Below are 20,760 nucleotides of genomic sequence, written 5' to 3'. Positions count from 1 at the left end.
GCCGCTCCCTTCATCGCCGTGGCAACACTTCCTTCCAACCCGGGCCGTGATGCTCCTCGTCGGTAGCCTCCTGGAGTCTCAGTGGTATCCGCGGATCGCCGGGCTCGTCCGGGTCCGGTCGGGGACGGCTATACTTCGAGCCACTCCCCCATGGCCTCCCCGCCTCGTCCTCCCTCCGCCCAACCTCCCTCTCCGGCGTGTCTGAAGCCGCACGAGGTCTCCCTCTTCCTCCAGGGACAGCTTCCCCCCGAGCGGCGGCAGCGGGTGGCGGCCCACCTGGGCGGGTGCGCGCGGTGCCGGGCGGAGCTCGCCCCGACCGCCGTGGACCCCACCCGCCCCGCCGCCCCAGTGCGGCCCTCCGATCCTCCCGTCCTGGACGAGACGCGCGCGGAGGCGCCGCTACGGCGACCCCAGGACTCCGCCGTGCCCCAGGACTTCGAGCCCGGCGGCCGCGTGGGCCGCTACGTCATCGAGCGCGTGCTGGGCATGGGCGGCATGGGCGCCGTCTACCTGGCGCATGACCCCGAGCTGCACCGCCGGGTGGCCATCAAGCGGCTGCACTCCTGGATGTCCGAGCGCCCGGAGCACGAGGAGCACAAAACCCGCTTCCTGCGCGAGGCGCAGGCCATGGCGAGTGTCTCGCATCCCAACGTGGTCGCCATCCACGACCTGCTCCACGTCGAGGGCAGCCTCTTCGTGGCCATGGAATACGTGGAGGGCACCACGCTGCGTGAGTGGGCCCGGACGCCCCGCTCCACGCGTCAAATCCTGGAGGTCTTCCGCCAGGCGGGAGTCGGGCTGGCCGCCGCGCACGCCGCGGGCCTCATCCACCGCGACATCAAGCCGAGCAACATCCTCATCGGCGTGGACGGTTCGGTGCGGGTGTCGGACTTCGGGCTGGCCCGCTCCCGGGAGGGCGTCCCGGAGGCCTCGCGGCCCGAGGGCGCACCCGGACAGGAGCGATGGCTCGGCCAGGAGTTGACCCAGGCGGGGTTGGTGGTGGGCACGCCCGGGTACATGGCGCCCGAGCAGATGACGCTCCTGGCCCCCGTCGACGAGCGCAGCGACCAGTTCAGCTTCTGCGTGGCGCTGTACGAGACGCTCCACGGCTGCCGGCCCTTCGCGGGTGACAACGACGCGGAGGTGGAGTGGAACATCCGGACCCGGCGCTTCCAGCCCTCGCGCACCCGCGCCCGCGTGCCGCCGTGGTTGAACGACGTGGTGCTTCGCGGGTTGAGCCACGAGCCCAAGGAGCGCTTCCCCAACATGGAGGCCCTGCTCCAGGCGCTCGCGAGAGACCCCGCGCGCGAGCAGGAGAGCGCCCGGAGCCGGGTGCGGCGGCGGGTGCGGCGCGGCGTGCTGCTGGGCCTGCTGGCCACCGGGCTCGTGATGGCCCTGGCGCCCACGCGCGCCTGGCGCGGCTTCGAGGAGCGCGCGCAGGGCCTGCTGCTGACGGCTCGTCCCCGGCCGTGGAACAAGCAGGTGGTGCTGCTCGCCATCGATCAGCCCTCCATCGACACGGTGGGCTGGCCCCAGCCGCGCCACGTCCAGGCGAAAATGGTGGAGGCGCTCGGGCGGGCCGGGGTGAAGGCGCTCGGCATCGACTCCTTCCTCTACCTGCCGGCGCGAGACGGCCCCGGCGCGGACGCGGCCCTGGGCGAGGCCATCGCCCGCTACGGCCGGGTGGTACTCGCCGCGCCCTGTACCTTCGAGGCCAACGACAAGGCCCGGGCGCTGGCCCAACGGCTCGAGTCCTCCTCCCTCGCCCCGGGCCCCTCGCCCCGCTTCGGGTGCCAGGGCGTGCTCGCGCCCCAGGAGCCCCTGCTGCGCGGCTCGGTGGTGGCGCAGGTGGAGGTGGCGCGCTCGGCCTCCGGTAACGTCCGCGGCGCGTACCTGCTGTCGAACCTGGCGGGACGGGCCCTGCCCACGTTCGCGCTGAGCATGTACATGCGCGGCCTGGGGCTGCCCGTCTCCGACATCCTCCAGGAGCCGGACGGCGTGCGGCTGGGGGCCCTGCACGTGCCCACCGACGACAGCGGCGCCGTGCTGGCCAGCTTCCGCGGGCCCGGGGCCATGGACGTGCTCTCCTACGGCGCGCTCTACGCGGAGCTCGCCCAGGCACAAGAGCCCGTCTTCCCCCCCGCGCTGGCCGAGCATCTCAAGGACAAGTACGTGCTGGTGGGGCAGACGGCGGAGAGCGTGCGCGACCTGGGCCCCTTCGCCAACGGTCAGACGTTGCCGCTGGTGCTGCTGCACGCCTCGCTCCTGAGCGATCTGCTCGAGGCGCGGCCCGTGCGCGAGCTGCCCCTGGGCCTGCAACTCGCGCTCATCGCCCTGTGTGGCGCGCTGCTGACGGCGGCGGTGCTGGTGTTGCGCCCCTCGCTGACGTTCGCCTCGGTGCTGGTGGTGCTGCTCGGGGTGGTGGGCGGGGCGCTGCTGCTGGCCGAGCGCGGGGTGGTGCTGGGGCCGCTCGGGCCCATGGTGGCCTCGGTGCTGGCCTTCGGTCTGGTGCTCGCGGGGCGCCTCTCCGCCGACGAGCAGGAGCGCTCGCGGATGCGTCACACCTTCGAGGGCTACGTGGATGACGCCGAGCTGGCGCGGCTGGTGTCCGCCTCGGAGGCGGCGCTGAGCCTGGAGGGCTCCCGCCAGCGCGTGTCGGTGCTGTGCGCCTGGGTGCAGGGCAGCACGGGCGCCCTGGAGCGCCTGCCTCCCGAGGAGGTGGTGGGCGAGCTGCGCGAGGTGCTCGACGGGGTGGTGCACGAGGTGCTCGCGCGCAAGGGGCGCGTGGACTCGCTGCGCGGCGAGGGGGTGCTCGCGGTGTTCGGCGATCCGCTGCGGATGGTGGACCATGCGCGGCGCGCGGTGGAGGCGGCGCTGGCGGTGCAGGCCCGGCTGGAGGCGCGCGTCGCATCCCGGGTGGCCCTGGAGGTGCGCGTGGGCGTGGCCACCGGCGAGGCGCTGGTGGGCAACGTGGGCCCGCGGGGCGGCCGGTGGGAGTACACGGTGCTCGGCTCGCCGATGGAGCAGGCGCGGCAACTGGCGCGGCGGGCCCCTCGGGGAGGCGTGCTCGTCTCGGCGGACACCCAGGAGACGTGCGGAGGGCGCTTCGCCTTCACCCGCACGCACGGCACCGAGGCGGGACAGCTCGCCTTCGTGGTGCGGGACAACGACGGGAGCCGGGCCGCGTGACAGGCCCCCTCGCGGGACTCGACCCCCCCGGGCCTAGTCGTTTGTGTCCGAGCCCCCGGAGTTCGAGCTCCCGCCCGGGTTGCCACCCGAGCCGCCCGAGCCCTTGATGCTCCACTTGCTCACGTCCGCGGAGGGCGCGCTCCCCCCGTTCTGCGCGGTCGAGGCACCCGCGAGGGATTCCGAGTTCGTCCCGAAGAGCTGGCGCAGGTTGTCGCCGAACAGCCCCACCACCCCGATCGTCCCCAGGGCCACGAGGAACGTGATGAGGGCGTATTCGGTGAGGTTCTGACCCCTCCGGCGCCACGGCGCGGAGCTTCGGAGGGACGGAGCGAGGCGGGCATTCATGAGGATCAACCTAATCAACATAGAATGAGAAATTCCAGGATTTCCTCCGCGCCTCCGAGGGGAGGGCGGCGTGGGCGGGGAGTCGTCGTGCATGGCTCAGTGTCCTGGCGTCGGCGCGTGCGCGGGCAGCAGGCCCTCCTGCTTCAGTTCTCTCCAGAACGCATCGGGGAGGGGCCGCCGCATCAGCTCCATGTTCTGGCGCACCCGCTCGCCGTTCTTGGCGCCGGGAATCACCGAGGCCACCACCGGATGCGCGGCGCAGAACTGGAGCGCCGCCGCCTTGATGTCCACGCCATGCCGCGCACACACCGCCGCCACCCGGTCGCGCGCGGCCACCTGCTCGGGGGGTGCTTCCGCGTACTCGAACATGTTGCCGCCCGCGAGCAGCCCCGAGTTGTACGGGCCGCCCACCACCACCTTCACGCCCCGCGCGGCGCAGGCGGGAAACAGCGTGTCCAGCGCCGTGAGGTCCAACAGGCTGTAGCGCCCCGCGAGCAGGAACACGTCGGGATCCGACTCCTCCAGCGCCTTCTGGCAGGCCTCCACCCGGTTGACGCCCAGCCCCCAGGCGCGGATGAGGCCCTCCTGGCGCATCCGGGTCAGCTCCCGCGCCGCTCCCTTCATCGCCGTGGCGAACACGTCCTTCCAACCCGGGCCATGGTGGTCCTCGGCCACGTCGTGGATGTAGGCCACGTCGATGCGCCCCACGCCGAGTCGCTGCAGGCTGTCCTCGATGGACCGGCGCGCTCCCTCGGCCGAGTAGTCGTAGCGCACCTGGAAGGGCAGCACCCCGAGGAAGGGCCCCAGGTTCTCGGGCGCCTTCGGATCGGGGAGGAGCAGCCGGCCCACCTTGGTGGACAGCACGTAGGAGTCGCGCTCGAAGCGGCGCAGCACGCGGCCGAAGCGATGCTCGGACAGGCCACACCCGTACATGGGCGCGGTGTCGAAGTAGCGGATGCCGCTGTCCCAGGCGGCCACCAGGGCGCCCTCGGCCGTCTCCTCGTCCACGCGGTTGAACATGTTGCCCAGGGGCGCTCCCCCGAAGCCGAGCGGGCCGGGGGGTGAGAAACGCTTCGAGCTGTCTCGCATGAGGACTCCTCCTGGAGGCGTATGCACCGGCCCGCCACGCCGAGACAAGGGCCCCCTGCTCGGAGGCGTTCGGGGGGACACAGGTGCTCGCGGCGTCGCGACCCGGTGCTCTCGCGTAGACTCGGGGCCGTGTCGACCCCTTGCCTCCCGAGTCATTCGTGATCGAGTCCGAAGCGGTGGCCCCCGCCACCTCCAAAGCCACCCCCGAAGAGCGTTGGTCCTGGCCCCCCCTGTTCGGCCTGTTGGAGATCCAGTTCGGCGCTGCCGTGGGCTTCCTGCAGACGGCGGTGCCCTACTGGCTGGCGCGCGAGGGCATGCCGCTCGCGGAGATTGGCCTGTTGTCCGGCACGGCCTTCTCTCCGCATGCCTGGAAGCTCTTGTGGGTGCCGCTCATCGACTTGGGGCCCTGGCGGCGCATCTGGTACGGCGTCTGCACGCTGCTCACGGCGCTCTTCCTCCTGGCCTGTGCCTTCCTGGACGAGCCCTCCAAGCACCTCGGGCTCTACACGCTGTTGCTCACGGGCATGCAGGCCACGGCGTCCACGGCGCACGCGGCGCTCAACGGGCTCATGGCCACCACCACGCGGCTCGAGGACAAGGGGCGCACGGGCGGCTGGCAGATGGCGGGGAACGTGGGGGCCACGAGCATCCTCGGCGCGCTGTGCATCTGGCTCGCCAGCTCCTTCTCCCGGCAGGTGGTGGGCGTGGTGATGGCCGTGCTGGTGCTCGGCAGCGGGGTGGGCATCTTCTTCATCGTCGAGCGCGCGGGCGCTCGGGCCGAGCCGGGGCCCCTGCTGCGCGCGGCCTGGGGGCGCGTGAGGGGAATCGTCGTGGACCTGCTGCGCACGGCCTTCAGCCGGGAGGGGCTCGTCATGTTGGTGTTGTGCCTGCTGCCGGTGAGCTGCGGCGCGCTCACCAACCTCTTCAGCGCCATGGCGGGCGACTACCAGGTGCCCGAGCACGTGGTGGAGCTCGTCAACGGCCTGGGCATGGGCGTCACCGGAGCGCTCGGCTCGCTGCTGGGCGGGTGGCTGTCGGACCGGGTGAATCGCAAGCTCAACTACGCGCTCATGGGCGGGCTCACGGGGCTGTGTGCCCTCGCCATGGCGGCCGCGCCCATGACGCCCACCACCTATATCTGGGGCACGCTGGCCTACAGCTTCGCCAACGGCGCGGGCTACGCGGCCTTCGCCGGCATGGTGCTCGACATGGTCAGCGAGGGGGCCGCCGTCACCACGAAGTACACGCTCTTCGTCGCGACCTCCAACTTCGCCATCAGCTACGTCACCGCCCTGGATGGACACGCCTCGGGCTTCCGCGGCCTGGGCGCTCGCGCGAGCGTGGCGTTCGACGGCCTCATCACCTTCGCGGGCATCCTGGGCGTGGGGCTGCTCTTCCTGTTCTTCCTGCGCCGTAAGCCCCAGCCCACGGCGGCCTGAGTCCGCGCCGCCGGCACACGAAAGTCGCTCCCCGCGCGGCGCTTTTGCTTGGAACCCCTGGCGGGCGCCGCTGTCTGGTGCGCTCGCGATGAAACAAGAGGGGGTACACCTGATGCGTCATGCGATGCGGTGGCTGTCCGTGGTGGGCGCGCTGTGCGGGTCGTGGAGCGCGGTGGCGATGGCGGAGGGCTCGCCCGTCGACCGTGGAGGGGTCGACGGCGAGGGCATCCGCGAGATGAGGGCGCTGTACGAGGCGGAGCAGTCCTCGCTCTGGGAGAAGGACAAGTATTCACAGGACCTGGCGCAGGTGGGCTTCGCGCCCGTGGCGTGCGCGGATGGCTCGCGGGCGCCCGTGCCCGGGCCGGGCTGGGTGGCGGGCTGCCATTTCGCCTACCATGTGGAGTCGGTGACGGGTTGGCCGGCGGAGCCGTCCTTCGCCGCCATCGCGCGGGGCGCCGTGGGCACTCCGGCCGAGGACGTGACGCTGGGGATTGGTTCGCTCCCGAACCAGGGCATCTTCTTCTGGCTGGAGCGCTCCGGGGTGCGCCGCTTCGTCTACTGGGACGAGCCGGCTCCTGGCGAGTCCGTGTGCGCCGCGCAGGAGCGCGTGGGGGTGGAGGAGATCCGAGCACTCTTCACGGCGGAGCGGGCCTACTTGCAGGAGAAGGACCGGTACTCGAGCGACTTCGCGCAGGTGGGCTTCGCGCCCCTGGGCTGCACGGATGGCACGCGCCCCTCGGGTCCGGACAGCTCGTGGGTGGGCGGATGCCGCTTCATCTACCAGGTCGAGGTGACGGGCCCCTTCTCCTTCATCGCCACGGCGCGCGCCGTGTCCGGGGTCATCTCGGGCATGACGCTGAGGATGGACGAGACCGGCACGCTCACCCGCGCGCCAGCTCCCTCGGGCGCGTGCCCGTGAGACGCCCGCCGGAGGTGGGCCGGACGAGGTGACCTCCGGCGTCATGTCGTGGTATGAGCGCTCGTCCCGGCGGTGGGACGAGCGCGGAGGTACACGGGTGGCCACGAGTCCTGGATCGGTGAGGCAGTACCCGGAGGACCTGGCCCCGGGGACGCGGGTGGGCCGCTGGCGCGTGGTGGAGCCATTGGGCGTGGGGGGACAAGGCGCCGTCTACCGCGTGGAGGACCTGGAGCACCCGGGGAACTTCTACGCGCTCAAGCTCGCGTGGTACGCGAGTGACGGACGGGCCGAGCGCGAGGTGGAGTTGATGATGACCCGGGCGGTGCATCCCCACGTGGTGGGGTTCCACGGCTGGGCGCGCTGGCCACACCCTCGCGAGGGGTGTCTGGGGTTCGTCATGGATTGGGTGCCTGGCCTGGCCCTGGACGTATGGGCCGAGCGGGAGGGCTCCACCTTCCGCCGGCTCGCCGAGGTGGGCGCCACGGTGGCGGATACCCTGGGCGAGTTGCATGAGCGGGGCGTGCTGCACCGCGACCTCAAGCCCGAGCACATCCTGGTGCGCGAGTCGGATGGACAACCGGTGCTGCTCGACTTCGGCGTGGGCTGGTACGAGGGGGCAGCGCCGCTCACCACGGGCCCCTTGCCTCCGGCCACCCTGCATCAGCTCACCCCCGGGGCGGTGCGCTTCCTGTGGAAGAGCCGCGAGCACCCCGGCGTGCGCTATGCCTTTCAACCGGGGGATGACCTGTATGCGCTGGGCGTCTGCCTTTACCGGGCGGCCACCGGGCATCAACCCTTCCCCGAGGGGCTGCCGGCGGACTTGTTGCAGATGGCGATCATCGAGGCGCGGCCGATGGCGCCCGTGCTCGTCAATCCCCGGGTGCCCCGGGCGTTGAGTGATGTGATTGTGAGGCTGCTGTCGAAGGACCCCGCGAAGCGCTACCCGAGCGGTGCTGCGTTGCACGAGGCCTTGAGCTCCGCGGCCCGTGGTGAGGAGCCCGCGTGGGACGCGAGCATCTTCGATTGGGAAGAGGTGCCACCGGCTCAGGAGGGGGGCAGTCCCGAGAGGCGCCTCGTCCGGCCCCCGAGGCCAAAGCCCTCCTGGAGCGCGCCGCCGCCGCCCCCCGTTCCCGTGCGAGTGGAGCAGCGGAGCCGCTGGCCGAGCGGGCTCGTGCTCGCCGCGGTGGTGCTGTTGGCGCTGGTGTCCATGGTTCGCGTCTCACCCGAGGCTCCGAGTGTCCAGGCTCCAGACGAGAAGTGGGCCACGGATGTGCGGGTCGACCCGCCGGGCCCCGCCCGGTACGAGCAGGCGCCGCTCCCGGTGAGGAATCAGAAGCAGGCCCCCTGTACGGAGGGCGTGGAGGTGGAACTGTCCGGCGCCTGTTGGCGTACGCTCGAGCAGCGATCTCCAACCTGCCCCCGCCTGACGTTCGCGTACAAAGGCAGATGCTTCCTGCCCGTGTTGAAGGAGCAGCGGGCGCCCACCAGCGTGGATGGCGGGGTGCCCGAGGAGCGGTGAGGGTTGGACAGGAGCATTCCAGGGCGGGACATTCGCCTGCTCCCTCTGGTAGCCAGGAGAATCCGGCGACAGAGGCATGCCGCTGGACACCTGAGGACCGGCACGTATTCTCGGCGTTCTCCTCCGTGGGCGCGTTGCGCCGCAATCAGGTGTCCGATGGTCAAGCTCCAGTGGCTCCAGGTGAACAAGTTCCGCTCGGTGAAGCCGGGAACGCGGCTGACGTTCAACGGGGGGCACAACGTGCTGCTCGGACAGAACGGCACCGGGAAGACCACGCTGCTCAACCTCATCGCGGCGGCCGTCAAGTCAGATTTTACTGATTTCAAGGATGAAGAGTTCGACCTTTCCTACGAACTGGCTTCGGACAAGGTGTCAGCCAGCTTCTCTGTGTGCAGCGAAAATCAGTCGTCACCTATGCTCTCGGAATTGGAGGGCATGTCGGCTCTGCATTCGGAAGCGCTTGCTTCCGCAAGTGGATTGCGTACGCCAGTCTTCTCCTTTGAGGCAATTGTTTGCAGCGATTCTTCGGGTTTGAAATTAAGGATAAAGTTTGATGGAAAGAGTGGTTCAGTTCAACGAACAGACGAGGCAACACCCAGTGCGGCTCTTGAGCTGTCGTCTAGGCTGATTGGTCTTCCCCTCAGTGTGGTGATGCTTTTGGGACTGTCGCAAGCTGATCGGGGAAAGCTCATGCCGGACGATGTTTTTGTCGATTCTTTGCGTCTATTCTTGGGAGCAAATTCAGGCCGCTTCGATGAATCACTCGATTATTTCAAAAGCCTTGGCGAACGCCGTTTCAGAGTGGTTCGAGATTCGAACGGACGGATTCGTGCGGCTGATGACATGGACTTAACTAGTGTCATGCGCGAAGAACTAGCCGCGCTTGCCAGTAAAAATTGGGGAGCGGATCGGTATGTTCTGCCTAGTAGCGACATCCAATTCCTCAAACGTACAGCCGAGCTTCTTGACTTCGAATCTGCTGAGGCCATCGTCGAACTGCAAGATTCGACCAGGAGCGACGAAGGTGACGTCATGCGTCTGGGGAATTTGCGATTTTACTTCCGACGCCCGAGTGGAACGAGGATTTCGGAGAAGATGCTCAGCTATGGTCAGAAGCGCATGCTTGCTATCATGCATTATCTGGCCTCGGCGAAGTACGCCGTCATCGCCGACGAACTCGTCAACGGACTGCACCATCACTGGATTCGTGCCTGCTTTGAGCTATTGGGTGAGCGGCAGGTCTTTCTCACCAGCCAGAATCCGCTCCTGCTCGACTACTTGCGCTTCCAGTCTCCAGAGGATGTTCGATCCACGTTTGTTCTGTGCCGCCGGGACAAGGGGTCCGAGCAGATGAGCTGGGAGAACATGTCCCATGAGGCCGCGGAGGACTTCTTCGATTCCTACAAGGTCGGCTTCCAGCAGGTAGGCGAGTTGCTCCAGACGAAGGGGCTCTGGTGAGCGGCCATGGCAAAACCCTGTCGGTCATGGTGCTGACCGAGGACTCCGGAGCGGACGCCTACGACACCGTGCGCGCACTCGTGAAGGAGATGCTCAAGTTGCTCGTCCCCGCTGTGTGGACCCACCGCATCGACTTCAAGCCGCTCGAGGACGAGCGAGCGCGTCTCGCCATGCGTGGCACCACCTGGCAGAGCACCAACCCGCTCGATGAGCCCGCACGCAGGCTGCTCATCCGCAGCATCATTACCGAACTCCTCAAGCCCAATGGCTTCGTTCTCTACCACATCGATGGAGATGTGCCCTGGTCCCAGCGTGAGTCTAGCGCGAACGTCCGCGAGTTCCGTGCGCGCATGATTCCTCCCATCGAAGCGGGCGTGCGTTCTCAACTCCCAGCGGAGGTGGAGACGCGGATGAAGCGCCTGCGCCTCCTCGTGCCCTTCTACAGCATCGAGGCTTGGCTCTATCAGCACACCCGCGAGGCCACGCGACTCTGCGCGGAAGAGGGCTGTGGTCGGTGCCAATCGCAGCTCGCGGATTGGGAGAAGGACCGCGCGAGCCTCGATGAAGTCACCCAGCCCAAGGAGACGACGCTGTGCTTGAAGGACAAGCACAACGCGCGGCTCGCTTCTTCCGGGTTTCCCGCTGGAGAAGTCTTCGATGCCAAGGCGTCTTTCGCGCGGACCGTTGATGGGCTCTTGGATTGCGACGAACTGACGGCGGCGCTGGAGCGGACCTGCGCCACCTCCGGCCCTCCGTCGCCCTGAGCCTCACGCCTTGAAGGTCATCAGCGGGCGCATCCGCGCCACCTCCCGGACGATGCCCGCCTCCACCTGCGAGGCCACCACCGGTCCAATGGGCTTGTAGGCCGCGGGTGCCTCCTCGATGCGGCGCTCGGCTCGCAATGTGATGCAATCCACTCCCGTCAGCCCCAGCGCCCCCTCCCGCTGATCCGCTCCGCCCCGCGCCATGGAGAAGCGCGAGCGCGCCCGCCCCGCTCCGTGTGACGCCGACGCCAGTGCCCGCGCATTGCCCAGTCCCACCATCAGGTAGGACTCGGCCCCCATGGAGCCGGGGATGATGACCGGCTGCTCCTCCTCCGCCGGGCACGCGCCCTTGCGCGCCAGCCACCCGCCCTCCCACGGCAGCGTGATGTTGTGCGGCACGTCGTAGACGAGCGGCGCCTCCACGTCCCCGAACAGCTCCCTCAGGGTGAGCCGCAACAGCTCCGCCAACAGCAGCCGGTTGAGGAAGGCGTAGTTGGCCGCCGTGGCCTCGGCCCGGAGGTACTCGCGCACCAGCGCCGGGTCCGCCAGCGGGAGAATCCCGCTCTCCGGCAAGGGCGCCCCCACCGGCCACGCGGCCCTCGCCCGCTCCTGCCACGTGTGCCCCACGTGCTTGCCCAGGTCCCGTGAACCAGAGTGCACCATGAACGCGAGCTGCCCCTCCCTCACGCCCCACCGCCACGCCCGCGCGCGGTCCACCACCGCCTCCACCCGCTGCACCTCGACGAAGTGGTTGCCTCCGCCGATGCTCGCCAGTCCCGGGTCTCGCACCACGCCCTCCCGGCGCAGCCCCGTGGGGGCCCACGCTGGATCTCCCTCGAGCGCTCCTCCCAGGTACACCCGCGTGGACTCCCGATCGAGCTGTCCCAGGTCCGCCCTCGCCACCGCGCCCAGTGGCTGCTCCAGCGTTTCCACGAGCCAACCCGGCAGGCCGTCGCGCAGGAGCGCCTCCACCGCGCGCGAGCCCAGGGCCACGTCCCGGGTGCCGAAGAAGTAGTGGCCCTTCATCCGCTCGACGAAGGCGTCGCGGCGGGCGAGGAAGGACTCCACGGGGATGTCCGCGACGTGCAGGCGCATGCCGCAGTTGATGTCGGTGCCCACCGCGCCGGGCACCACCAGCCCCTCCGTGTGCACCACCGAGCCGATGGCCACTCCGGAGTCACCCGGGTGGAAGTCCGGCGTGGCTCGCACGCGCTTCACGGCGCCCCCGTCCGGGTGCTTCAGCGCGGCGAGCGCGGCGAGTTGCTGGAACGCCTTGCCCTCCACGGGCAGGTCGGGAGGGAGGAGCACCTCGGCGGGGGGCGCGTGCGCGTCCCGCTGGAGGCGCACGGTGTAGACACGACCGTCGTACGTCACATCGAGCCCCTCGCGGGCGAGTGCCCGCAGGAGCCGGTTCAAGTTCGGCTGCATGACCTTCTCGGAATCTGGCCCGCGCCCGGAGGGGCACGGGGGACGTGTGCGAATGGATTCGAGACCTCGGGTCAGCAGCCGCGGTCGTGGACGCCGGAGCGTCCGCCGCGCCAGGGACGTCCCGGCTCCTTCGGGTCTGACGGGGAGCCGCTCGTGCACCTCCGGGGGACGGACGCGGAGCGTCCACGGAGGCTCGGCCGGGCGGAAGGTGCGCCTGGAGAGGGTCCTGGCGCGTCACCTTGTCCGCACGCCGATTGCGCCACCACTTTCTCCAGGCAGAAGACCCGCTTGGTAGAAGGGGAGCGCATGGGTGGAGAGGACGAGGCCCCGGAGACAGCGACTCCCGAGACGACGGTCGCGGAGTTGCTCGAGCTGATCAAAAGGATGGCGGCCTGGCAGCCGCATGTTCCCCTGAGCGTGGGGAGTGGGCCGCTCGCTCCGCTCGCCGTGGCGCTCAATGACCTGGCCGCCCGGCTCGCGACGAGCCACGAGAAGAAGACGGAGGGGGTGTTCGGCCTCCAGACGCTGATCGAGCAGTCGCCGAACATCATGTTCGCCTGTGATCTCGAGGCGCGGATTCGCTTCATCAATTACACCCTGCCCATGCACACCCCCGAGATGGCGATGGGGACCGTCCTCTATTCCTGGTTCGAGCCGCACATGGTCGAGGTGGTCCGCGGCGTCATCCAGAAGGTGCTCACGACCGGGGAGCGCCATGCCTTCGAGATTCCTCCCTCCCTCCACACCGGCGCCGAGTGGTACATGGCCCGGGTCGCGTCCATCCAGAGGGAGCAGGAGCTCGTCGGCTTCACGGTGATCCTCACCGACATCACCGAACTCAAGCGCTCCCAACTCAATCTGGAGCGCTCCAATCGCGAGTTGGAGAGCTTCGCGTACGTGGCCTCGCACGACCTGCAGGAGCCGCTGCGGAAGATCCAGACCTTCGGCGAGCGCCTGGTGAAGACGTCCGCCGCCACGCTCAGTCCCGAGGGCCGCGACTACGTCGAGCGCATGCAGGGGGCCGCGGCGCGCATGCGCCGGCTCATCGATGACCTGCTCACCTTCTCCCGGGTGTCGTCGAAGGCCCGGCCCTACACCCAGGTGGACCTCGCCGTCGTCGCCCGCGAGGTGCTGACGGACCTGGAGTCGGCGATCGAGCAGGCGGGAGCGACCGTCACGCTGGGGGAGTTGCCCGTGCTCGAGGCCGATGCCACGCAGATGCGCCAGCTCCTGCAGAACCTGGTGGGCAACGCCCTCAAGTTTCGCCGCGAAGGCGTGCCCGCGGTCATCTCCGTGCGCGGCACGGTGGAGCCGCGCTCGCAGCGGTGTGAGCTGGTGGTGGAGGACAACGGCATCGGCTTCGAGGAGAAGTTCGCCGAGCGCATCTTCGACGTGTTCCAGCGCCTTCACGGGCGTGGTCAGTACGAGGGCACGGGGATTGGCCTCGCCATCTGCCGGAAGATCGTCGAGCGGCACGGGGGGAGCATCCGGGCACGGAGCACCCCCGGGGAGGGGTCGGCCTTCCTCGTCTCGCTGCCGCTCAAGCAGCTCATGCGCCAGTGAAGGGGGCGTGGCGGCTCGGGCAGCACGCCGAGGCCCACCGTGCTCGTGGGACGGGGCGGGCACGGGTGGCGGGCAGGGGAGCGAGCACCTGACCCATGGTTCCGGGGTCCAGGCTCCCCCGGGCCCGCTCGGCCTCCTACCTTGAGACGTACGGCCGCCCGCTCCACCCCAGGCGCCGCCGAGGACCCATGCGCACTCCCGAGGACAGCGACACGGCAGGACGGGCCCCCGGCTCCCGGCGGCCGGATTGGACGCGGCTCATGGCCGAGGCCCGTGCCCGCTTCGGCGTGGAGGAGCTGCGGCCCGGCCAGCGGGAGATCATCGAGGCGTTGCTCGCGGGCGAGAACGTGCTGGGGGTGATGCCCACGGGCGCGGGCAAGTCGCTGTGCTTCCAGCTCCCCGCCCTCTTCCTGCCCCGGGCCACCGTGGTCGTCTCCCCGCTGCTGGCGCTCATGAGAGATCAGCACGACAAGATGTCGGACGCCGCGGTGGACGTGGTGAAGCTGGACTCCACCCTTACCGCGCGCGAGGCGGACGAGGTGGCGCGCGAGGTGCGCCGTGGCGAGCACGAGCTCATCTACGTCACGCCCGAGCAGCTCGAGAAGCCCGAGCGCCTCGAGGCGCTGCGCAAGGCGGGCGTCTCGCTCTTCGTCGTGGACGAGGCCCATTGTGTGTCCCAGTGGGGGCACGACTTCCGTCCGGCCTTCCTCTCGCTGCGCGATGCCGTGCGGCGGCTCGGGGGGCCTCCGGTGCTCGCGCTCACCGCCACCGCCACGCCCCAGGTGCGCGAGGACGTGCTCGAGCAGCTCGGCATCCGGGGGGCCCGGTTGGTGAACACCGGCATCCGGCGCGACAACCTCCACCTGGAGGTGGCCCGCACGGTGAACCCCGAGGCCAAGCGGGCGCGGATGCTCGAGCTGCTCCGGGAGGAGCCGGGCACGGGCATCATCTACACCGCCACCGTGCGCAAGGCCGAGGAAGTGTGGAAGTGGCTCGAGGACGCCGGCATCGAGGCGGGCCGCTACCACGGCAAGATGAAGGCCCGCGAGCGCGAGGAGGCGCAACAGCGCTTCATGGAGAATGGCTACCGGGTCATCGTGGCCACCAAGGCGTTCGGCCTGGGCATCGACAAGCCAGACATCCGCTTCGTGGCGCACTGGCAGTTCCCGGACTCGCTGGAGAGCTACTACCAGGAGGCGGGACGCGCGGGCCGCGACGGGCAGCCCGCGCGCGCGGTGCTGTTCTACCGGCTGGAGGACCGGCGGATTCAGAGCTACTTCCTCGGGGGCAAGTACCCCCGGCGCGAGGAGTCCCAGGCGCTCTACTCGGTGTTGCGCGAGCTGTGGGCCCACCGCCAGGGCAAGCCCGTGGCCCTCAAGGTGCTCACGGAGGCCTCGGGCCTGCCGGCCAACCGGGTGAAGGTGCTGGTGGCGCAGCTCGCCGGGGCCGGCATCCTGGAGCGCACCCCCCGTGGGCTCCAGCGGCTGCGCGACTTCGACACCCCCGAGGAGCTCGACGCGTACCTCTCCGCCTACGAGGCGCGCCACCAGGGCGACCGCGAGCGCCTCCAGCGGATGATGCGCTACGGGCAGACCACCGGGTGCCGCTGGCGCCTGCTCAACGAGTACTTCGGCGAGCCCGAGCCCGAGGACTGCGGCCACTGCGACAACTGCGAGGAGCGCGCCGCCGGACACTTCGACGCGGCCAGCACTCCCCTCGCCACGCCGCCGGCCCCCGTGGCGAGCGCCTCCAGCGCGGGGTAGGGCGGCCCTCCGGCGGAGGCGTCAACGCGCTCCGCCCTGGGGCGTCCTCTCGAGGAGGCCGTGGCGCTCGGCCCACTGGAGCAGCAGGATCGTTTTCGCGTCGATGATCTCCCCGGAGTCGATCTTCCGCAGGGCCTCGGAGAACGGGAGCTCGAGCACCTGGATGTCCTCGCCCTCGGAGGCGACCCCACCGCCCTGCGCGGCGCGGGTGTCCCGGGTGTAGGGCGCGGCGAAGAAGTGCAGGCGCTCGGTGACCGAGCCCGGGCTCATGAAGAGGTCGAAGACGGGTCGCACCTCGCCGATGCGCACCCCGGTCTCCTCCTCGACCTCCCGGCGGATCGCCGCGTCGGGGTGCTCGCCATCGAGCAGGCCCGCGGGGGCCTCGATGAGCATGCCGTCCGGGTGGCCGTTCACGTAGGCCGGCAGCCGGAACTGGCGGGTGAGCAGCACCGTGCCCCGCGAGGCGTCATGCAGCAGCACGGTGGCCCCGTTGCCCCGGTCATAGGCCTCGCGGTGCTGCTGGCTCCAGGTGCCATCCGCGCGCCGGTAGTCGAACGTCACCTTGCGCAGGACGTACCAGTTGGAGGACAGCACCCGCACGTCGGTGATGCGCACGGCGTCGTTGCGCGAGGGCCCCTCCGACGGGACGCGGAAGCCGCCCGGATCGCGAGGCTTCGGCGGCGGCGGTGCCTCCCCCTGGGCCGGGGGCAGCTCGTCGAGCCCGAAGTACACCGCCTTGCCGTGGGCGCGGGCCATGCTGACCATCTCGTCCGCCCCCGCCGAGGGGCCTCCGACGCGCAGCACGGCGTCACAGTGGGGGATGAGCCGGCGGGCGATGGGGTGGAAGATCTCGTTGAAGACGCTGTCGCCGATGGCCTTGCTGCCGGCCAGTTCGATCAACGGAAGCGCCAGGGCCTCGCCCGTCACCGGCAGGTGTCCCGCCCGGTAGAGGGCGAGCGCGGCCTCGTTCATCACCCGCACGTTCGCGGCGAGCTTCGCGGGATCATCCCCCGTTCCGGAGCGATAGGGGCCCGCCACGAGGACCATCAGGGGCGTATGCACGTTCATGCTCGTGAATGTGCACATATGCAGAGGTATTCGCAACGAAAAGAGCATATATGAGCGGATTCGCACAATCCAGGGGACGGCGGTGTGGCCGTGCTCCTCTTGTGGGCGCGGCGCAGCTCGCGGAGATGGGGTCCGGCCTGGTTAGTCCTGTGGGGGCTTGGGGGGAACTCCACTCAGGAGCGGAATCAGCGCCTGCGCGGACTCATCGAGGAACGCGCTCAGCCCGCTGGGCCCGCCGCGAGCACGCAATCGCGCGAGGGGCGCCTCGGTCCAGCAACGGACCGCCCGATCGCGCTCGTCGTCTGTGAGTTTCTTGAGCACGCGCTTGGGATTTCGCTTGGCCTGCTCATCCATCGCATCGAGCCGGTGCGCCTCTTCACAGGGATTGAATCCGAGTTCCTGGCGCAACTTGGTGAGGCATTCTCGCTCGGCCTCCGTTTCAGGCTCGAAGCCGGCGAGCACCCAGGCCTCGCGCATCGGGTCGGGACAACCGAGCACGATCTCGAAGGGGACGAGGGGACGCGCCTCGGTGCTGGCTTGGGCCAGACCCTTGCGTCTGTCCTGTCCCTGGTCATCCATGTCCCAGACGAGGAGGACCGCTTCGAGTGTCGTGTCCTGGAGCGCGAACTCGCGAGCCACGAGAAAGGCCGTGCGTCCCATCAGGGCGCCGGCTTCACCCGGCCGTCCCGCGAAGTGCCCCTGGGGCGCACGGAGCCTGTGACGGCGCGCATAGGTCGACAACTTGTGGAGATCGAAATAGCTCCGGCCCTCTCCATCGGGCATCCACTCGCGGAACTCTCGGGCGGCTTCGGGAGAACTGTCGAGGAGCTCCCGGACCCAATCGGGACCCTGCTCCCGGAGGACGCGCTCGACGAGGGCCCGGACGGTCTCGAAATCGGCGGGGGCCTCACAGAAGACGAGGAGCTTCGCCATCTCAGCTCTCCCCGGCGACCCAGCGCCACTCCGGGTCGAGACTCCAGAGTTGGCCGGTGGTGAGCACGCCGCGCATCTTCTCCGCCTGCGGATGCTCCGAGAGGCTCCGGCATGCGACCGAACCATCCTTGCGCGGAGCGAACACCCGGACATCGGAGGGCTCGATCGCGTCGAGGATGTAGGGGGAATGCGTGGTGGCGACGAGTTGGAGCTCCGGGAAGTTCTCGAGGAGGCGTTTCAACTCGCCCATCAGCTCCATCTGCGCCTGGGGATGGAGGGATTGATCGATGTCATCGAGCAGCAGGATGCGCGGGCGGTTCGGGCTGAAGAGCGCGGTCAGCAGCGCGAGGGTGATGAGTGTACCCTCGCTGGCACCGTGGGCTGGGACGTCGGGGGCGCCCTGGAAATCGATGAAGATCTTGTTGCCGATCCGAGGCTCGTTGGAGTTGTCGGCGGGTGGCATCTTGACCCGCCGGACGCGAATCCTCTGAATGCTCGGGACGATCTTGCGCAGCTCCGATTCGATCTGTTCGAAGATCTCCTCATGCTCGAGCTTCAATGCCGCGAGGACAACCGCGGTGTTCCCTCCGTCCACGTCAACGGCTGGGTTTTCCTCGGAGCTGTAGGAGGCAGCGGCGATCCGACGGGCATCGAAATGGTAGAGCACCGCGGGGCTGACGAGTGATGCGAGTTTGCTGCCCTCCATCTCATGCTGGGCATGTTCGAGGGGAATGGAGATCGTCTCCTCGTAACCAGCGTACCCTGCATACGACCAGTCCGCTCTCAATGACAGAGGGTCATCGGGCAGGACCGGTTCAGCGAACTGCAGGGCGAGCTTCCAGAGCCGTGCGTTGTCCGTTCCTTCCACGGAGAGGGTGACTGGTCCCTGTTCCGAGCGACACAGGAGATCTCGAGGACTCATGTCACCGCGAAGGACATGATCGGGCTCATTGTTCATCAACTTGGAGTTCAGGCTAAGCGCCTGGAGCACGCTGGTCTTTCCAGTGCCGTTCGGACCCACGAGCACGGTCAGACGTCCCAGGGACACGGTGGTGTCGCGGTGGCCCTTGAATCTCCGGAGTTGAATGGACGTGATCATCCTGGGGGTTCCCTCGGTCTTTCCTGGCGGGGCAACCTAGCAAGGCCACGCCGCTGGAGTGGCGCATAACGACGGGCCACGGCTTCATCACTCGGGCCACGGCTGGAAGCGCACGGCGGCCGTGAGTCCGGCACTGCCCGTCCCATCTCGCAGGAGGACCTCGGCCTCCATGTGCTGCGCGAGCGAGCGGACGATGGGCAGGCCCAACCCGCTTCCGGATTGGGACTGGTCGCGCGGCAGCCGGTGGAAACGCTGGAACACGCTCTCGCGCTGCTCGGGGGGAATGCCGGGGCCATCGTCCTCGATCTCCAGCCAGGGCGCTCCGTCGCGGGACGTCACCCGCACCGTCACCTGCCCGCCCCGCCGGTGGTAGCGGATGGCGTTGTCCAGGAGGTTGCCGGCCACCTCGCGCACCAGCACCGGATCCGCGCGGATGGGCAATTCCGGCTCATGGCCCTCGAACTGGACCTCGACGTCCGCGCGCAGCGCCTGGGGCACGAAGTCCGCCGTCACCTGGGCCGCGAGGCCATTCAAATCCACCCGTTGCAGCGCGGGCAGGGCGCCGCGTTCCTCCGCTCGCGCCAATGTCAGCAATTGCGTCAGGAGCCGCTCCAGCGACAGCGTCGCGTCCCGCACCTCCGCCAGGGCGGTGCTTCGCTCCCCTTCCGTCACGTCCTCGCGCAGGGCCAGCGCCAGGTGCGTGCGCAGCACCGCGAGCGGAGTGCGCATCTGGTGGGAGGCATCGCCGGTGAAGCGGCGCATGCGCGCGGTGGACTCCTCCAGCCGGGACAGCAGCGCGTTGACGGCCTCGACGAAGGGGCGCAGCTCGGTGGGCACGGACGCGAGCGGCAGCGGTGACAGCTCCACGGGCGCGGCGCGGGCCTTGGCTTCCACGCTGGCGCGTGCGCGAGCCAGGGGCTTGAGTCCCCAGCGCAGGGCGGGCCGGGCCGTCAGCGCGGCGCCGAGGATGAGCGCGGCCTCCAGCAGGGCCAGTCCCAGCACCATGCGCGCCTGGAGCGCCCGCCGCGCCTCGAGCGTCTCCGCGACCTGCACCACCACCGGCTCCTTGAGCCGCGGAATCCTCCGGCTCACCGCCGCGACGCGCACCGGCTGGCCGCGGAACGTGTCGTCGCGGAAGACCACGGTGTCGCGCTCGGGGGGCTCGGGGGGAAACGCCAGGTCCGGGTAGCCGGTGACGAGCCGTCCCTCGTGCCGGATGGCGTAGTAGACGTTGTCGCGCTCGCTGTTCTCCAGCATGCCGAAGGCCGCGGGCGGAAGGTCCAGCGTCAGCTCCCCGTCCTCCAGTGCCACGGTCTCCGCGATGGCGCCCACCGAGCCCGCGAGGATGCGGTCCCCGCTGCGTTGCACCACGCCGTGGATCAGCCAGGCGCCTCCCAATCCCAGCACCAGCGCCAGCGCCAGCAGGGGACCCGCCATGGCCACCACGAGCCGGGTGGTGAGGGAGCTGGACTCGCCGGGCGTCTTCACGAGGCGTTGATCAGATAGCCGAGGCCACGGATGGTGGTGATGGTGGGGCCGTCGGGCTCGAGCTTCTTGCGCAGCCGCCCCACGTACACCTCGAGCGCGTTGGGGCCCACCGGCTCGTCATGGCCGAACACCTCGGCGCCCAGCCGCTCCTTGGTGACGACCTTGCCCGCGCGCATCATCAGACTCTCCAGCACCGCCCACTCCCGCCGGCGCAGCTCCAGCGGGCGCCCATGCAGCGTGGCGGTGCCCGTGGAGCGATCGAACACCAATCCACCGAGCGTGAGGGCGGGCGCTGGCTGTCCCTGCCCGCGTCGCAGCAGCGCGCGCACGCGGGCCTCCAGCTCGGCGGGCTCGAAAGGCTTGAGCAGGTAGTCGTCCGCTCCCAGGTCCAGTCCCTGCACCTTGTCGTTGAGGGCGGCGCGCGCGGTGAGGATCAACACCGGCGTCTTCGAGCCGCGCTGGCGCAACTGTCTGAGCACCTCGAAGCCACTGAGGTCCGGCAGGCCCACGTCGAGGATCATCAGGTTGTAGGGGACGAGCCGCTCTTCATCGAGCGCCGCGACGCCATGCGTTACATGATCCACGGCGAACCCAGACGCCCTGAATGACGCGGTGAGTCCACGCGCCAGGGATGCGTTGTCTTCGACAATCAGGATGCGCAAGCGCCCTCCTCACCGGCGCGCGACAGGTCGGTGA

General features: G+C 69.6%; 16 protein-coding genes. 8 read left to right on the top strand and 8 right to left on the bottom strand.

Annotation, left to right across the window (positions count from 1 at the left end; all coding sequences use genetic code 11):
- The first annotated feature begins 150 nt into the window (after positions 1-150).
- Positions 151-3,189: a protein kinase domain-containing protein gene (locus D187_RS49430; protein WP_002630261.1), complete on the top strand. Its 3,039-nt coding sequence runs from the start codon at positions 151-153 to the stop codon at positions 3,187-3,189.
- A 33-nt stretch (positions 3,190-3,222) separates the two neighbouring features.
- Here D187_RS49430 and D187_RS05055 read toward each other — a convergent pair whose 3' ends face one another.
- A complete protein-coding gene (locus tag D187_RS05055; RefSeq protein ID WP_063724952.1) occupies positions 3,223-3,534 on the bottom strand; it encodes a Flp family type IVb pilin in 312 nt (103 codons plus the stop codon).
- A gap of 96 nt (positions 3,535-3,630) precedes the next feature.
- Complete coding sequence (locus tag D187_RS05050) at positions 3,631-4,623, bottom strand: aldo/keto reductase (protein ID WP_002630263.1); 993 nt, start codon at positions 4,621-4,623, stop codon at positions 3,631-3,633.
- Between the two features lie 158 nt (positions 4,624-4,781).
- On the opposite strand from D187_RS05050, the gene D187_RS05045 reads away from it, so the two are divergent.
- The 5 genes from D187_RS05045 (at position 4,782) to D187_RS05025 (ending at position 10,722) form a co-directional block, all read left to right on the top strand.
- Positions 4,782-6,062: an MFS transporter gene (locus D187_RS05045; RefSeq protein WP_002630264.1), complete on the top strand. Its 1,281-nt coding sequence runs from the start codon at positions 4,782-4,784 to the stop codon at positions 6,060-6,062.
- 112 nt (positions 6,063-6,174) lie between these two features.
- Positions 6,175-6,981 (top strand): hypothetical protein, encoded by an 807-nt coding sequence (locus D187_RS05040; protein ID WP_002630265.1) that lies wholly within the window; start codon positions 6,175-6,177, stop codon positions 6,979-6,981.
- A gap of 118 nt (positions 6,982-7,099) precedes the next feature.
- Positions 7,100-8,500, top strand: coding sequence for a serine/threonine protein kinase (locus D187_RS49425; RefSeq protein WP_002630266.1), 1,401 nt, complete (start codon positions 7,100-7,102; stop codon positions 8,498-8,500).
- A gap of 156 nt (positions 8,501-8,656) precedes the next feature.
- Positions 8,657-9,958, top strand: coding sequence for an AAA family ATPase (locus D187_RS51900; RefSeq protein WP_076606086.1), 1,302 nt, complete (start codon positions 8,657-8,659; stop codon positions 9,956-9,958).
- Positions 9,955-10,722, top strand: a complete 768-nt coding sequence (locus D187_RS05025; protein WP_002630268.1) for a hypothetical protein — start codon at positions 9,955-9,957, stop codon at positions 10,720-10,722. Before D187_RS51900 ends, D187_RS05025 begins: the two co-directional genes overlap by 4 nt.
- 3 nt (positions 10,723-10,725) lie before the next feature.
- Here D187_RS05025 and D187_RS05020 read toward each other — a convergent pair whose 3' ends face one another.
- The gene (locus D187_RS05020) at positions 10,726-12,150 is read right to left on the bottom strand and encodes an RtcB family protein (protein ID WP_002630269.1); all 1,425 of its coding nucleotides are present in this window, start codon (positions 12,148-12,150) and stop codon (positions 10,726-10,728) included.
- A gap of 306 nt (positions 12,151-12,456) precedes the next feature.
- Here D187_RS05020 and D187_RS05015 point away from each other — a divergent pair, with 306 nt between their 5' ends.
- Together D187_RS05015 and D187_RS05010 are read left to right on the top strand one after the other, a co-directional pair.
- A complete protein-coding gene (locus D187_RS05015; RefSeq protein ID WP_002630270.1) occupies positions 12,457-13,713 on the top strand; it encodes a sensor histidine kinase in 1,257 nt (418 codons plus the stop codon).
- Between the two features lie 188 nt (positions 13,714-13,901).
- Positions 13,902-15,476, top strand: coding sequence for a RecQ family ATP-dependent DNA helicase (locus D187_RS05010; RefSeq protein ID WP_245591608.1), 1,575 nt, complete (start codon positions 13,902-13,904; stop codon positions 15,474-15,476).
- 21 nt (positions 15,477-15,497) lie between these two features.
- On the opposite strand, the gene D187_RS05005 is transcribed toward D187_RS05010, so the two are convergent.
- The 5 genes from D187_RS05005 to D187_RS04985 all read right to left on the bottom strand — a co-directional run bounded on the left by D187_RS05005 (position 15,498) and on the right by D187_RS04985 (position 20,726).
- A complete protein-coding gene (locus D187_RS05005; protein ID WP_245591607.1) occupies positions 15,498-16,538 on the bottom strand; it encodes an NUDIX domain-containing protein in 1,041 nt (346 codons plus the stop codon).
- A gap of 147 nt (positions 16,539-16,685) precedes the next feature.
- Positions 16,686-17,477, bottom strand: a complete 792-nt coding sequence (locus D187_RS05000; RefSeq protein ID WP_002630273.1) for a hypothetical protein — start codon at positions 17,475-17,477, stop codon at positions 16,686-16,688.
- A gap of 1 nt (position 17,478) precedes the next feature.
- Positions 17,479-18,576: an AAA family ATPase gene (locus D187_RS51895; protein WP_002630274.1), complete on the bottom strand. Its 1,098-nt coding sequence runs from the start codon at positions 18,574-18,576 to the stop codon at positions 17,479-17,481.
- Between the two features lie 87 nt (positions 18,577-18,663).
- Positions 18,664-20,064 carry a sensor histidine kinase gene (locus tag D187_RS04990; RefSeq protein ID WP_002630275.1) on the bottom strand — a complete coding sequence of 467 codons (1,401 nt, stop codon included), beginning with the start codon at positions 20,062-20,064 and terminating at the stop codon, positions 18,664-18,666.
- Positions 20,061-20,726, bottom strand: coding sequence for a response regulator transcription factor (locus D187_RS04985; protein ID WP_002630276.1), 666 nt, complete (start codon positions 20,724-20,726; stop codon positions 20,061-20,063). The genes D187_RS04990 and D187_RS04985 overlap by 4 nt, the downstream gene beginning before the upstream one ends.
- Positions 20,727-20,760 lie beyond the last annotated feature (34 nt).

This window comes from Cystobacter fuscus DSM 2262 (assembly GCF_000335475.2).
In the GTDB taxonomy this organism is placed as follows: domain Bacteria; phylum Myxococcota; class Myxococcia; order Myxococcales; family Myxococcaceae; genus Cystobacter; species Cystobacter fuscus.
This window is presented reverse-complemented; position numbering and strand designations above follow the sequence as displayed.

Bases quoted from the DNA above. Each gene is read 5' to 3' on its own strand.
- D187_RS05040 (WP_002630265.1), top strand. From the start codon at position 6,175: ATGCGTCATGCGATGCGGTGGCTGTCCGTGGTGGGCGCGCTGTGCGGG.
- D187_RS05010 (WP_245591608.1), top strand. From the start codon at position 13,902: ATGCGCACTCCCGAGGACAGCGACACGGCAGGACGGGCCCCCGGCTCC.
- D187_RS05000 (WP_002630273.1), bottom strand. From the start codon at position 17,477: ATGGCGAAGCTCCTCGTCTTCTGTGAGGCCCCCGCCGATTTCGAGACC.
- D187_RS51895 (WP_002630274.1), bottom strand. From the start codon at position 18,576: ATGATCACGTCCATTCAACTCCGGAGATTCAAGGGCCACCGCGACACC.
- D187_RS05050 (WP_002630263.1), bottom strand. From the start codon at position 4,623: ATGCGAGACAGCTCGAAGCGTTTCTCACCCCCCGGCCCGCTCGGCTTC.
- D187_RS51900 (WP_076606086.1), top strand. From the start codon at position 8,657: ATGGTCAAGCTCCAGTGGCTCCAGGTGAACAAGTTCCGCTCGGTGAAG.
- D187_RS05015 (WP_002630270.1), top strand. From the start codon at position 12,457: ATGGGTGGAGAGGACGAGGCCCCGGAGACAGCGACTCCCGAGACGACG.
- D187_RS05020 (WP_002630269.1), bottom strand. From the start codon at position 12,150: ATGCAGCCGAACTTGAACCGGCTCCTGCGGGCACTCGCCCGCGAGGGG.
- D187_RS05055 (WP_063724952.1), bottom strand. From the start codon at position 3,534: ATGAATGCCCGCCTCGCTCCGTCCCTCCGAAGCTCCGCGCCGTGGCGC.
- D187_RS49430 (WP_002630261.1), top strand. From the start codon at position 151: ATGGCCTCCCCGCCTCGTCCTCCCTCCGCCCAACCTCCCTCTCCGGCG.